The sequence below is a fragment of the Lentzea sp. NPDC054927 genome, from assembly GCF_053610285.1.
In genome coordinates this window covers 1-13,447 of sequence record NZ_JBSGXZ010000079.1, presented here as the reverse complement: position 1 = coordinate 13,447, position 13,447 = coordinate 1, and the positions used below count along the sequence as shown (strand labels likewise).

Annotated in this window: 13 protein-coding genes; 2 read left to right on the top strand and 11 right to left on the bottom strand. The window is 71.0% G+C overall.

The features are described 5' to 3' along the window. Positions 1–788 (top strand): MFS transporter (locus tag ACWGE0_RS44915; RefSeq protein ID WP_452266964.1); only part of this gene is annotated, 788 nt, incomplete at its 5' end. A gap of 131 nt (positions 789–919) precedes the next feature. On the opposite strand, the gene ACWGE0_RS44910 is transcribed toward ACWGE0_RS44915, so the two are convergent. From ACWGE0_RS44910 to ACWGE0_RS44860, 11 genes are read right to left on the bottom strand one after another with little or no spacing between them, the layout of a single operon-like run. Continuing rightward, positions 920–1,459: a GNAT family N-acetyltransferase gene (locus ACWGE0_RS44910; RefSeq protein WP_452266963.1), complete on the bottom strand. Its 540-nt coding sequence runs from the start codon at positions 1,457–1,459 to the stop codon at positions 920–922. 35 nt (positions 1,460–1,494) lie between these two features. Further along, a complete protein-coding gene (locus ACWGE0_RS44905) occupies positions 1,495–2,913 on the bottom strand; it encodes an ABC transporter ATP-binding protein (protein WP_452266962.1) in 1,419 nt (472 codons plus the stop codon). Next, complete coding sequence (locus ACWGE0_RS44900; protein ID WP_452266961.1) at positions 2,910–3,683, bottom strand: ABC transporter permease; 774 nt, start codon at positions 3,681–3,683, stop codon at positions 2,910–2,912. Before ACWGE0_RS44900 ends, ACWGE0_RS44905 begins: the two co-directional genes overlap by 4 nt. Continuing rightward, entirely contained in the window at positions 3,680–4,633 is a 954-nt protein-coding gene (locus ACWGE0_RS44895; protein ID WP_452266960.1) for an ABC transporter permease, read from the bottom strand. Before ACWGE0_RS44895 ends, ACWGE0_RS44900 begins: the two co-directional genes overlap by 4 nt. After that, on the bottom strand, positions 4,621–6,147 hold the full coding sequence (locus tag ACWGE0_RS44890; protein ID WP_452266959.1) for an ABC transporter substrate-binding protein: 1,527 nt from the start codon (positions 6,145–6,147) through the stop codon (positions 4,621–4,623). The genes ACWGE0_RS44895 and ACWGE0_RS44890 overlap by 13 nt, the downstream gene beginning before the upstream one ends. An 11-nt stretch (positions 6,148–6,158) precedes the next feature. Further along, positions 6,159–6,944: a class I SAM-dependent methyltransferase gene (locus ACWGE0_RS44885; RefSeq protein WP_452266958.1), complete on the bottom strand. Its 786-nt coding sequence runs from the start codon at positions 6,942–6,944 to the stop codon at positions 6,159–6,161. After that, the gene (locus tag ACWGE0_RS44880; protein WP_452266957.1) at positions 6,941–8,113 is read right to left on the bottom strand and encodes an MFS transporter; all 1,173 of its coding nucleotides are present in this window, start codon (positions 8,111–8,113) and stop codon (positions 6,941–6,943) included. Before ACWGE0_RS44880 ends, ACWGE0_RS44885 begins: the two co-directional genes overlap by 4 nt. A gap of 49 nt (positions 8,114–8,162) precedes the next feature. Beyond that, entirely contained in the window at positions 8,163–9,191 is a 1,029-nt protein-coding gene (locus ACWGE0_RS44875; RefSeq protein ID WP_452266956.1) for a dipeptide epimerase, read from the bottom strand. Continuing rightward, a complete protein-coding gene (locus ACWGE0_RS44870; RefSeq protein WP_452266955.1) occupies positions 9,188–10,246 on the bottom strand; it encodes a PLP-dependent cysteine synthase family protein in 1,059 nt (352 codons plus the stop codon). The genes ACWGE0_RS44875 and ACWGE0_RS44870 overlap by 4 nt, the downstream gene beginning before the upstream one ends. Then, positions 10,243–11,037, bottom strand: coding sequence for a Rossmann-like domain-containing protein (locus ACWGE0_RS44865; RefSeq protein WP_452266954.1), 795 nt, complete (start codon positions 11,035–11,037; stop codon positions 10,243–10,245). The genes ACWGE0_RS44870 and ACWGE0_RS44865 overlap by 4 nt, the downstream gene beginning before the upstream one ends. After that, entirely contained in the window at positions 11,034–12,284 is a 1,251-nt protein-coding gene (locus ACWGE0_RS44860) for an ATP-grasp domain-containing protein (RefSeq protein ID WP_452266953.1), read from the bottom strand. Before ACWGE0_RS44860 ends, ACWGE0_RS44865 begins: the two co-directional genes overlap by 4 nt. A gap of 166 nt (positions 12,285–12,450) precedes the next feature. On the opposite strand from ACWGE0_RS44860, the gene ACWGE0_RS44855 reads away from it, so the two are divergent. After that, on the top strand, positions 12,451–13,275 hold the full coding sequence (locus ACWGE0_RS44855; RefSeq protein WP_452266952.1) for an SAM-dependent methyltransferase: 825 nt from the start codon (positions 12,451–12,453) through the stop codon (positions 13,273–13,275). Positions 13,276–13,447 lie beyond the last annotated feature (172 nt).

Sequence of the window (13,447 nt, the reverse complement as noted above, 5' to 3'; positions counted from 1 at the left end):
CGGCGGTGGTGCCGCGGCCGAGGCCGGTGAGGCGCGATGAAAGCCTTTATGCGGCAACGACTCGCGGTATTCGGATCTACCTGGCGACACCGCGCCTGCGCGGGTTGCTGGCCGTGCACCTCGCGGCGGCCGCAGCGGGTTCGATGGTGCTGGTGAACACGGTCGCCTATGTGCGAGATGTGCTCGGCCGCGGCGCCTCTGACGTTGCCGTCGCGCTGGCGTTCAACGGCGTCGGATCCCTAGTGGCCGCACTGGTGTTGCCCAAGTTGCTCGACCGCGTGACCGACCGCGCACTGGTGCTGCGAGCCTCCGTGGCACTGGTCGCACTGATGCTGACCGGGTCCGCGTTCGCATCGCTGCTGAGTGGATGGCATTGGCCCGCCCTGCTGGTGTTGTGGGCGTTGATCGGCGCCGGATGCTCGTTCGCGCTGACGCCAGGTGCGCGGCTCCTGCGCCGATCCGCTGACTCGTGCGATCGGCCTGCGTTGTTCGCCGCCGACTTCGCGCTCTCCCACGCCTGCTGGTTGTTGTGTTACCCGCTGGCCGGGTGGGTGGCCACCGCCGCGAACATGACCACGGCATTCATCGTCCTTGGCGGCGTCACGGCCATTGCGGCGCTCGTGGCATGGCGCCTGTGGCCGACGCATGACCCGAAGGTGGTGGAGCACGTGCATCAGGACCTCGAGCCCGATCACGACCATCTGCACGACGCGGTGCTCGCGGGCGGCGCGTGGAGGCACGCGCACGAGTTCCGCATCGACGACCACCACGAGCGCTGGCCGCGCTAACCGGCTTGTGCGCATCCGGCGCAGGTTCCGCTGATGGTCACGCGCACGAGCACCTCCGTGAAGCCCGGGAGGGCACTCAGGCCGGCGGGTTCTGACCGCCCGCCGGCCCAGGTGCGAGTAACCGCATCACATCACCTCGCCTCGGCCGAGCCGGCGAGAGCAGGGACGGGGATCTCGAAGTGCACGGTCTGGTTGCGGTCGGGATCGCCGTCGCGCGCATCGCACACCTCGACCGCGACCGAGCGCCAGAACCCTTCGGCACCGGCCACGCGGGTGTCGGTGTGCAGGTAGATCTGTTCGTAGCCAGGTGTTTCGGCGATGAACCTGATCGCGGCGTCGACCAGCGCCCGCGCCAAGCCGCGGCGCCGGTGTTCTGCCCGGACGTACACCCGGAACAGCTGAGCCGTCCTGTCACCGGAGTAGCGCTCGGCGATCCAGGCCGGGTGAGGTGGGCTGGCGGGTCCCTGCGCCCGCACGGCGGTGGTGCCCACGACCTCGTCGCCGTCGACCGCGACGAACAGCGCGTGCCTGGGGGTTTCCAGGTAGACGCCGGCCAGGTCGATCACGTCGGTGTGCCACTGGGGGCGGTAGCCGTGGCCGAACTCGCGGTAGAAGGTGTCCAGCATGACGCTGCGGGCACCTGGCAGGTCGGCGTGGGTCGCCAACCGCACCTCATAGGATCCTGCTGGGTAGGAGTGGTGCTTGTTCACTTCATCCTCTCTTTCGCGCCGTCCAAAGTGGTCGCGACCGGACCTTGCATGACGACGCGTCCTTCGTGGAGCACGGCTACCCGGTCGGCCAGCCGGGCCACGACATCGAGGTCGTGGCTGATCAGCACGAGCGCGCACGGCACGCTCGCGAGCAGGTCGAGCAGCCCGGCACGGGTCACCGCGTCCAGGCCTGAGGTGATCTCGTCGCACACGAGCACTTCCGGTTCGGCGAGCAGGGCGCGCACGAGGGCGGCCCGCTGGAGTTCGCCGCCGGACAGGCCACGCGGCAGGCGCAGCACTGTGTCGGGGGCAAGGCCGACGCGGGCCAAGGCGGCGAGCGCCGACGTGCGGGCCTCGGCGGGGCGCACACCGCGCAGCCGCACCGCGGTCCGGGCGACCTGGTCCAGCACCGGGCGGTGCTCGTCGAACGACCCTCGTGCGTCCTGGAAGACGTACTGCACGGCGGCCAGCGCGGCTCGTGGCCGTCGGCGCAGCGACCGCGCGAGTGGCCGGTCGTGCAGCAGCACCTCGCCGGTGGCCTGCTGGTGCAGACCCGCCAGGCAACGGCCGAGGGTGGTCTTGCCGCTGCCTGAGCGGCCGACGACCGCCAGCCGTTCCCCGACTTCCAGATCCACGTCGTGCAGGACGGTGGCGTTGCGATACCGGGCGGTCAGGCCGCGAACCCGCATACGTGGCGCCCGTTCGGGGACCTCGGCGGGGACCGACGGCACAGCGTCCAGGAGCGCACGGGTGTAGTCCTCACGCGGATTGGTCAGCAGTTCGTGTGCGGGTCCGGCTTCGACTACGCGCCCCGCGCGCAGCACCACGATCTCGTCGGCGAGTGCCCGCACCACTTCCACGTCGTGGGTCAGCAGCACCAGCGCCACACCATGGGCGACGACGGCGGCGAGCTCGTCGACGACTTCGGCGCGGGTCAGGGCGTCCTGACCGGTGGTGGGTTCGTCGGCCACCAGCACCGCCGGGTTGCCGACGAGTGCCTGGGCGAGCACGACCCGTTGCTGCTGGCCGCCGGAGAGCTGATGCGGATAGCGGCGCAGCAGGTCGGCAGGCACCCGCGCCCGGCGCAGTGCCGTGGTCACCAGTTCGTCGGGATCACCGTCGTGCAATGCGGCGATCTCGCGGAACACGGCATCCAGACGGCGCACCGGGTTGAGCGCTGACGCTGGTTGCTGAGGAACGAACCCGACCCGTCCGCGCACCTCGACGCGACCGCTGACCGACACACCGGGGGAGTGTTCGCCGAGCAGGGCCAGGCCGGTGGTGGTCTTGCCGCTGCCCGAGGCGCCGACCAGGGCCAGGACCCGGCCCGCGGACAGGGCGAAGCTGACGCTGTCGAGCAGCACGTGCCCGCCCGCCTCGGCGCGCAGGTCTTCCACGTGCACGACCGGAGTCATGTCCGAACCTTCCGCAGTGCGCGGTCGAACACCAGGTTCAACCCGATCGACAAGGAGATGATCAGCAGCGCGGGTACCACCACGGCCCACGGCTGCAGGAACAACCCGCCGCGGTTGCGGTCCACCATCACGGCCCAGTCCGCCGCGTCGGGTGGCACGCCGACGCCGAGGAAACTGGCTGACGCCACCAGGTACAGCGCGGAGGTGAGCCGTACGCCGAGATCGGCGGCGAGCGTGCGCAGCATCGACCGTCCGGTGTAGACGATCGAGGTCTGCCACCACGACTCGCCCTGCATGCGCATCGCCTCCAACGCCGGTCGCCCCGCGATCTCCAATGCCGTTGCGCGGGAAAGGCGGGCGACGTCGGGGAAGTTGACGAGCGTGACGATGCCGATGAGCACCACGAGGCCTTGCCCGGTGATGGCGGCCACGAGGATCAGCACGAGCAAGGACGGCACGGCCAGCAGCACGTCGAGCGGCCGCATCAGCACCTCGTCGACCAGCCGCAGCCGCGCAGTGGCCGCGACCACGCCGTAGGGAACCCCGACCAGGTAGGAGAAGGCGGTGGCGAGCAACGCCACCAGCACGACCGTCTGGCCGCCGGCGAGCACCTGGTGCCAGGTGTCACGGCCCACGAAATCGGTGCCCAGCAGACCCAGCGGCATGAACGAGGCGCTGCGGGCCGTCTGCTCGGGCACGAACAGCGGACCCAGCAGCGCCAACGCCAACGGCACCACGATCAGCAGTCCGCCGATGCCCGCCCGCTTCACGCGGCCACCTCGGCGCGCGGGGCCAGGCGGAAACCCACCAGGTCGGCCACCAGGTTCACGGCCACCGTGGTGACCGCGAAGACCACCGCCAGGCCCTGCACCACCGGCAGATCGCGTGCGGCCACGGCGTCCACCAGCACGGTCCCGAGGCCGGGGATCACGAACACCGCTTCGATGACGATCACCCCACCCAGCAACCAGTCCGTGGTGCGCGCGACCTGCTGCACCGCCGGCGACAGGGCGTTCGGCAGGGCGTGGGCGAACCGGACCCGCGTCTCGCCGATTCCCAGGCGCCGGGCGTGGCGGACGTAGTCGGACGCCAGCGCGTCGACCATTCCCGCGCGCACCAGGCGGCTGATCGAACAGATCGGCCGCGCCAGCAGCACCACCAACGGCAGCACCAGCACCGCGGGCTCGGCGAGCACGTTCGCACCGACCGCGGTCGGCGGCAGCCAGCCCAGCTGCACGCCGAACACCGCGATCAGCACCACGGCCAGCGCGAACTCCGGAATCGAGTGCAGCGCCACGCTGATCGACGTCAGCGCGCGGTCGAGCAGGCTGCCCTCGCGCAACGCGGCCAGCACACCGACCAGCACCGAGATCGGCAACAACAGCACCAGGGTCAGCACCGCCAGCACGACGGTCGGGCCGATCCCGGCGGACAGGAACTGGGCGACCGGGCGTCCCGAGACCAGGGACTCACCGAAGTCCAGCCTCGGTAGCCCGATCAGCCATTCGGCGAACCGCTCGAGTGCGGGCCGGTCCAGACCCATGGACGCGCGGATCTGGGCGATCCGCGCGGGGTCGGGATTGTCGCCAGCCAGGGCCACCGCCGCGTCTCCCGGCAGAGCCTCGACCAGGAAGAACACGAGGGTGACCACGGCCAGCACCTGCATCAGCCCGAGCGCGGCACGCCGGGCCGCGTAGGACGCGAGGCTCAACCCAGCCACACCTTGTCGAACCTGGCCCAGTCGAGGGTGTTGGCCGGCGCGGTGGAGATCCCGCCGACGTTCGGCTTCGCGCCCACGATCCAGTCCGCGAAGCCCCACATCAGGTAGCCGCCCTCGGTGTGCAGCACGCGCTGCATCTCCTGGTAGGCCTGGGTGCGCGCGCCTGCGTCCGAAGTGGACACCGCCTTCTCGTACAGCGCGTCGAACTCCGGCCGGGCCCACTTGGTCACGTTGGTGCCCGATCCGCTGAGCAGGCGCTGTGCGACGTGGGTCTCGATGGGCATGGCTCCGGAGCGGAAGCTCGACAGCGAGCCGTTCTTGAGCGTGTCCGCCCAGTAGCTGTCCTTGTTGCCCTGCGCGACCTCGATCGTCAGCCCGGATCCCTTGGCCTGGTCGGCGAACACCGTGGCGGCCTCCACCATGCCGGCCGCGGCGGTGGAGGTGTCGAGCTTGACCACCAGACCCTCGGCACCCGCCTTGCGGATCAGGAACTTCGCCTTGTCCACGTCGCGCTCCCGCTGCGGGAGGTCGGCGTAGTGCTGGTAGCCCTTGCCGAACAGGTCGTTGCCGACCTGCCCGCTACCCGCCAGCACCGACTCCACCAGCTGCGGCCGGTCGGCGAGCAGGAACAACGCTTCCCGCAGATCGCGGTTGTCGAACGGCGGCCGGTCCACCTTCATGGCGAACGCCTGCACGGCGCTGTTGGGGGAGCGGTGGATCGTCATCCGGTCACCGGAAGCGTGACTGCGCGCGGTGGTCGGCGTGAGGTCGTGCGCGTACTCGACCTGACCGCCCAGCAGGGCGTTGGTGCGCGCCGACTCCTCGTTGGCGATCACGAACTCCAGCTCGTCCAGCAGCGGCGCGCCCTCCCAGTACTCGGGGTTGCGCTTGAGCAGCACGGACCTGCCCGGCTCGAACGACACGAAGCTGAACGCCCCGGACCCGACCGGCTTGGTGAAGTCCTCCGCGCCCTCCGGGACGATGTACGCGCCGAAAGCCGCGAGGGCGTTGGGGAACTCGCCGAAGGGCCGCTTCAGCGCGAACTCCACGGTGTGGTCGTCCACGGCGCGGCTGTTCGGCAGGTCGATCAGCGCGAGGCTCGACTTGGCGCGGAACGCACGGTTCGGGTCGAGGATGCGCGCGTAGCTCGCGAGCACGTCCTGAGCTCGCACGGGTCTGCCGTCGTGGAACACCGCCTTGCGCAAGCTGATTCGCCAGCGCGTCAGGTCAGCGTTCGGCTCCCACTTCTCCGCGAGCCGCGGCTGCGGCGCCACGTCGCCGCCGAGGTCCGCGAGCTTGTCGAACATCGCCTTGGACCGCGCGGCTTCCACGAACAGATTGGCCAGGTGCGGGTCGAGGACCTCCTTGGCGCCACCACCGGCGAACGCGGCACGGAGCCTGCCACCGGCACGCGGCGTGGAGGAGGCGGAGGTCGCACCGCTGCCGCACCCCGCGAGGGTGACGACCGCCAGACCGGAGGTGAGGCCGAGGAAACCGCGGCGGTTCAGGGACATGCTGGTTCCTTTCACTGGCACCCGCTTCGGCGGAGGCGGGCCACGACGTGGAGGCGGTCGCCGGACAGCGCGCCGCTCAACGGGGCGTCGGCGGTCCAGGGCTGGTCGGTGCGGGGGCCGGGCGCGTCGAACAGGGCGAGGACGTCGAACCCGGCGAGGTCGAGCAGATGGCGCAGTTCCTGGGGGAACAGCAACCGCCAGGCCGACCGCTGCACGAGCGGTTCGGTGCGCCCGGCCCATTCCCACGCGCGTCGGCGGCACAACAACTGGGCTGCGTGGTCGATCCACAGCTCGGTGCGCGAGGTGTACTCAGTGCCCCGCCACGTGACCGAGCGAGTGCGCACGCCGTCGAGAAGTTCGGTGTTGCCGAGGAAGAACGCCCCGTTGCGCATCTCGGCGACGAACAAACCGCCTGGGGAGAGGTGTGCTCGGCAGCGATCCAGGAAGGCGTCGAGGTCAGAGTTGGTGTGGCAGTACAGCATCGCACTGTCCAAACAGGTCACTACGTCGAAACAGCGACCCAGGTCGAACGAGCGCATGTCGCCCAACGTCACGTCGATCGCCGGGTGGTGCTCGCGGGCGTACGCGAGCATGTTCTCCGAGCTGTCCAACCCGGACACGCGGTAACCGTTGCGGGACAACCATCCCGCGTCACGACCGGTGCCGCAGCCGATGTCGAGCAGGTCCTGTCCACCGCCGAACCGGGTCACGACGTCGTGCACGAACCGGGCGGCGACGTGCTCAGGGTCGGGGAACTGGTGCTCGTACAGCTCGGGGTTGTCAGTGAGCAGGTTCATCGGGCGACCTCCGGCTGTCGTGGCGTGAGCGCGCCGCGGCGGTGCAGCCAGGCGACTCCCGCGGCGCTGGTGAGTCCGATCGCCACGCACAGCAGGGCCGCGAGCCGGTCACCGAATCCGGTGACCCAGCCGATCGCGGTGTTGCCCAGAGCGGCGGCCAGTCCTGATCCGAGGTAGAACACGCCGAACTGGGTGCCCGCCAGGCTGTCCGGGCCGAACGAGGGGATCAGGTCGTAGACGAGGGGGTTCGCGATCATCACGCCGACGGCCAGCGCGAGCGTGGCCACCAGCACCGGGACGAGTCCTGACCAGAGCGCGGGGACGGCGAAGCCCGCGCCCATGACGGCGAGGCCCGCCGCGATCACCGGCCCCCGCGCCCGGTCCGACAGCAGGCGGGTGATGCGGACCTGGAACAGCAGCGTGGCCACTGTGGACACGACGAACAGCGCGGCGACGACGCCCGCCGACCCGGTGGCCTCCTGCGCCTGGATCGGCAGCAGCAGGTAGAGCTGGTTCTGCAGGACGAACATCCCGCTCAGCGCACAGGTGAAGGCCACGAACCGGCGGTTCGCCAGGCACTCGCGCCAGTCGCCGAGCACCGACCCACCCTTGCGGGTGGCCGGCCGCGCGGGCAGCACGACGGCCTGGGCGATGGTCAGCACCGCGAAGATCCCGGCCGCCACCACCGCGGCGATCCGGAAGTCCCACAGCAGCAACACGCTGCCGAGCACCGGCCCGAACAACGCGCCCGCCTGGGCGTAGACGTTGAACCGGGCGAAGGCCTCCGTCCGCGCCTCACCCGCCTCCAACGCGATGTACGCCCGCACCGCCGGGTTGAACAGCGCACCCGCGAGCCCGCTGAGCACCGACGCGGCCAGCACGACCGCGAGCGAGTCGCCGATTGCGAACAGCCCGAACCCCACCGCGCGCAACGCGCAGCCGGCGAGGATGACGGTCCGCGGTCCCAACCGGTCCGATGCGGTGCCGCCCACCAGGAACAGGCCCTGCTGGCTCAACGTCCGCACGCCGAGCACCACGCCGATCACCGCGGCGGACATGCCCAGACCGCCCAGGTGCACGGCCAGGTAGGGGATGAGCAGGTAGAAGCCGGTGTTCACGGCGAACTGGTTGACCAGCAGCAACCGCACCGGCAGCGCGAACCGGCTCATCGCGGCATCACGCCCGGCCCCGGCACGCAGGACAGCCGCAGGGGTGCCGTCATCGCCGCACCACGCCCAGGCCCGGCTTCCCGGACAGCCGAAGGGTGCCGTCCTCGCCACCGATTCCTGACCAAGGGTCGTGCGCCAGCAACAGGTGCCCGTCCAGGTCGACCCACCGCGCGTGCCCGGCGAGGTGGACCGCGGGCGCGATGCCGAGCGAACTGGCCACCAGACAGCCGAGCATCACGTCCAGTCCGCCCTCATAGGCGGCCGAGACGATCTCCAGCGCCGGACGCAGGCCACCGCACTTGGCGAGCTTGATGTTGACGCCGTCCACCGCACCCGCGAGCTTGCGCACGTCGGCGACCGTGGCGGCGTCCTCGTCGGCGACCAGCGGCGCCGGGCACCGCTCCCGGACCCACGCCAGCGCGTCCGGATCGCCGGGCGGGATCGGCTGCTCCACCGCGTCGAGCACGACGCCGGCGGCGGTGATCCGTTCGATCACCCGCACCGTCTCGTCCGGACTCCAGGCGCCGTTGGGATCGAGCACCAGCCGGGCGTCCGGTGCGGCGGCCCGGACCGCGGCGACGGTGGCGACGTCTCGTTCCGGATCGGCTCCGGCCTTGACCTTGAGCACCGAGAACCCACGCCCGGTCAGCGCGGCGGCCCGGGCTGCCGCGTCCTCAGGTGTGGTGATGCCGATCGTGTAAGCGGTCGGGACGTCGTGCCATTTCGGGACGCCGACGAGCGCGTGCACCGGCACGGCATCGCGCAGGCCGAGCAGGTCGTGCAAGGCCGCGTCGACCGCTGCCCGCACACCCCCGGGAATCGCGTTGTCGGCGTGCAGAGCGTCGAGCGCGGTCTCCGGCGAGTCCGAGTCGGCGAGGACCGGCCGCAGCCGGTCCAACTGCGACGTGATCGCCTCCACGTCGAGCCGGTAGAAGGTGCTGGTCACCACTTCGCCGTGGCCTTGTAAACCGTTGTGCGCCACGACGACCCGCACAGCGTCCCGGCGCGACATGACCGACCTGGAGATGCGCAGCGGCGTGTCCAACTCGAGGCCGTAGACCTCCCAGTCGATCTTCACGCGAGCACCGCCGCTCGTGGCGCGACGACCGAGCGGGACCGCGTCCAGCCCGTCGCCTCCACGCCGTGCGGGTCGCCGATCTCCACCGGCCGGTCGGCGGCCGGCCCGAGCAGACCTCTGGCGTGGCAGAAGTCGTCGTCGAAGATCGTGCCGAGGTAGCGGTGCGGGCCGTCGGGGAAGACGGTCGCCACCACCGCGCCGGGCTCGACCCTGGCCGCCCAGGCGGCAACCAGCGCGACCGCGCCACTGCTCCAGCCACCGGTGACGAAGGCGTCACGAGCGAGCCTGCGGCAGGCGTCCACCACCTCGACCGGGCCCAGCCAGTGCACCTCGTCGAACTCGGCGTAGGCGACGTTGCGGGGATGGATGCTGCTGCCCAGCCCGCGCATCACCCTGGGCCGCGCGGGCTGCCCGAAGATCGTGGAGCCAACAGCGTCCACACCGATCAACCGCAAACCGGGCCAATACCGGCGCAGCTCCCGCACGACGCCCGCGCTGTGCCCGCCGGTGCCCACGCTGCACACCAGCACGTCGACGGGATCGAGCTGCTCCACCAGTTCCCTGGCCAGCTCCGCGTACCCGCCGGGGTTGTCCGGGTTGTTGTACTGGTCGGGCCAGTAGACGTCGGGATACTCGCGCAGCACGGCTTGGAGCCGGTCCAATCGCGCCTGCTGCCATCCGCCGACCGGGTGTGGCCGGTCCACCACCTCCAGCCGGGCGCCGTGCGCGCGCAACAGGGCGCGCATCGACGGCTCGAGCTCGCTGTCCACCACCAGAACCACCGGGTGACCGAAGGCCTGACAGGCGAACGCGAGGCCGAGGCCGAGGGTGCCGCTGGTCGACTCCACGACCACCGCGCCTGGGCGCAGCTCACCGCGTTCACGAGCGGCACGCAGCATGGACACGGCGCCGCGCGCTTTCATGCCGCCGGCGCTCAGGCATTCGAGCTTGGCCCAGAACCCGCCGTGCCGGTGGGGCAGTGGTGTGTCGATGCGGGCGACCGGGCTCTGTCCGAGAAGGCCGAGCAGGTGCCGGTTCTGGCGGGGGACCGTCACGACGGGCGCTCCGTGTAGTGGTGGATCGTGGTCGGGCCGCCATCGAGCCAGAAGAACGGGTACGGCTCGGCCGACACGGCGCGTACTCCGTGCCCGATGAACCACGGGAGGATCGCGCTGGCCGTCTGCGCGAACAGGACCACCGGCTTGCCCGCGTCGGCGGCGTGTCGCAGCAGCGGTTCGAACGTGCCGTTGCCGACCGTCATCCCCGAGGCCAGCACGAGGTCACACGCTTCGAGCGCGCTCTCCGCGTCCGTGGCGATCGGCTCGTCCCACTCGGTGCGACCGCCCTTGAGATCGCACGGCACGTACGTCGCGCCTCGCTCTCGCAGGTGGTGCAGCAGCGAGTTGACCACCCCGACCACCAGCACCCGGTCGCCCGGCGCGGGGTCCAGCAGGTCCACGACGGCCTCCGCCCGTGCCATGGACTTGGCCAGCGAGCTGCCGGGACCGATGGTGAGCGACTTCGTGGCGGACAGGTGGTGTGGGCGTACGTGCGCCAGATAGGCGTCGAGGGCAGCGGTGCGGATGGCCGGGTTCGGGTGGCCGAGCAGGTCGAGGACCGTCGCCCCGACGCAGGCGTGCACGTCGTCGTCGGCGATGTCCTCCACCGCGCAGGAGCCGATCGCCTCCTCCACTCGCAGGCTGACCACGGTGTTGCGGTACGACTGCCCGCGCGTGGTGTGCCGGGCGCCCTGTCTGGTGGTGAATCCGACGGACACCGTGCACGTCGCCGGGTCGCAACCCAGTCCACCACCCCGGACGAGCTCGACGAGGTTGGTGAGCGTCACGCGGGCACCTCGGCGTAGTCGACGGAGAGGCCGCCTACGAGCTGCTCGGCCCGCGCACGCGCGCCGAGGCCGGCGGGATCGGTCACCACGACGTGGCCGAGGTAGCTGTTGTTGCTCGTCGGATCACCGGCCCGGTGGCCGGGCTGCTTGATCGACCAGTCCACGACGCCCGGCGCGGTGCCGAGCGCCTCGGCGCCGCGGACAGCGGCGACCAGCCCGGAGCGCTGCGGCAGGACGAAGGAGATCGCGGCGCTGCGCACACCGGTGTCCGCCGGACTCAGGTCCGGCCGTTCCCCGACGGCCAGCTGTGCGTACACCGCGGGCAGGTCGATGCCGGTGACGCGACGGACCAGCTCGGTGATCTGGTTGCCGGCCGGGCGGGGGTTGACCTCGACGAGCTTCGGGCCGTCGGAGGTCAGCTTGACCTCGGTGTGCGCGACGCCGCGGTCCAGGCCCAGCGCCTCGATCGCGGCGACGGCGACCGCCTCGGCCTCGGCGGTGGTCATGTCGGCGGGGAACATGTGCCCGCTCTCCACGAACCACGGGTCGCCCGCGATGCTCTTGTCGGTGACGCCGACGACGTGCGTCGCACCGTCCACTGTGACGGTCTCCACGCTCACCTCGGGCCCGGTCAGCAGTTCCTCCACCAGCACGGTCCGCACCCTGGGCTGGTTGCGGGCGTTGACCGGGAACGCCTCCATCGCGGCGAACGCCTCGCGCAGCTCCGACTCGTCGGCCACCTTGCGCACGTGCATCCCGGCGCACAGGTCGACCGGCTTGACCACCAGCGGATAACCCAGCTCCGCGGCGGCCTTGGCCAGCGCGGGCCAGTCGTCGGCGAGCGCGAAGCGGGGACCGGGCACACCCGCCTCGCGCAGGGCGGTGCGGGTGAGGTCCTTGCGGCAGGCCCGTTCGACGGCGAGTGGATCAGGACCGGGCAGGCCGAGGTGCGCGGCGACCCGCGCGACGGTCGGCAGGTAGTAGTCGCAGGAGGAGATCACGCCGTCGAAGCGCAGCACCGCGTGCAGCTGTTCGACGTGGTCGAGCAGGGCGGGCACGTCGTTGGTCTCCGCCGTCAGCACGTTGTCCGCGGCCAGCAGCGGGTGCGGGTGCGATGGGGCGGCGCGCAGGTAGTGGTGCAGATCGCGGGTCAGGAATGTGAAGCGATGCCCTGACTCGTTGACCGCCCTGGGCAGCAACGAGCTCATGGCACCGACCCAGCTCTCGATCATCAACAGGTGACCCACCAGTCCTCCTCCTCGGTCGCGAGCCGTGCGGCCGAAACTAGGGAACATGGTAATCATTATCGATGTCGTTTAGACACCGCCCTCTCGGGGAAGGCGCCTGAACCGGGTGTGGTGAGCCGGCTGGGCTAACGTCAGACCGCCACCGTGGCCTTGGAATGGGGGATGTATGGCGGACGACTCGGCTGTGCAGTCGGGCGAAGTCGATCTCACTCGGCCCAGCGCGGCCAGGGTGTACGACTACTACCTGGGCGGCGCGCACAACTTCGCGGTGGACCGGCAGATGGCCGAGCGGGCGATGGGCATGTGGCCGGACCTGCCGTTGATCATGCAGGCGAACCGGGCGTTCCTGCGCCGCGCTGTGCAGTTCTGCGTCGACGCCGGTGTTCGTCAGTTCCTCGACCTCGGCTCGGGCATCCCGACAGCGGGCAACGTGCACGAGGTCGCTCAGGCCGCGGCGCCCGACGCTCGGGTCGCGTATGTCGACAACGATCCGATCGCCGTCGCGTACAGCCGCACCATCCTCGACGGGAACCAGCGGACCGCCGCCGTGCTGGCCGATCTGCGCAAGCCGGACGAGGTCCTGGGCAACCCGGAAGTCCGCTCGCTGCTGAACTTCGACGAGCCGATCGCGGTCATGATGGTCGCGGTGCTGCACTTCGTGTCCGACGGCGACGACCCGGCGGCCATCGTCGCCGGATACCGCGAGGTGATGGCGCCCGGCAGTTTCCTGGTCCTCTCGCACGCCAGTCAGGACGGTCAGCCGCACCAGGCCGACTCGCACCAGAACCTCTACCGCCGCACCCCGACCCCGATGACCATGCGTTCCAAGGCGCAGGTCATCGATCTGTTCGAGGGTTTCGACGTGGTCGAGCCCGGCGTGGTGTTCCTGCCGCTGTGGAGGCCCGCCTCGCTCGACGACGTCGACGAACACCCTGAGCGGTTCAGCGGACTCGCCGCCGTCGGCCGCCGGACAGCAGCCGCGTCCCGTTGAGCGCCACCAGAACCGTGGATCCTTCGTGGCCCGCGACCCCAAGCACGAAGGCGATTCCCTTCCCCGCTCCCGCCGGATGACCTGGCAGCGCCGCCGGGGGGGGCGGCGCGGGGCGGGGCCCACCCCACCCCCCGGCTGATGGGGGCGCAACCCGCGCCGGAAGCGGAGAATC

What these genes read in the sequence shown, in the direction of transcription:
- ACWGE0_RS44905 (WP_452266962.1), bottom strand. Translation starts at nt 2,913, where the DNA reads ATGACTCCGGTCGTGCACGTGGAAGACCTGCGCGCCGAGGCGGGCGGG.
- ACWGE0_RS44890 (WP_452266959.1), bottom strand. Translation starts at nt 6,147, where the DNA reads ATGTCCCTGAACCGCCGCGGTTTCCTCGGCCTCACCTCCGGTCTGGCG.
- ACWGE0_RS44885 (WP_452266958.1), bottom strand. Translation starts at nt 6,944, where the DNA reads ATGAACCTGCTCACTGACAACCCCGAGCTGTACGAGCACCAGTTCCCC.
- ACWGE0_RS44880 (WP_452266957.1), bottom strand. Translation starts at nt 8,113, where the DNA reads ATGAGCCGGTTCGCGCTGCCGGTGCGGTTGCTGCTGGTCAACCAGTTC.
- ACWGE0_RS44855 (WP_452266952.1), top strand. Translation starts at nt 12,451, where the DNA reads ATGGCGGACGACTCGGCTGTGCAGTCGGGCGAAGTCGATCTCACTCGG.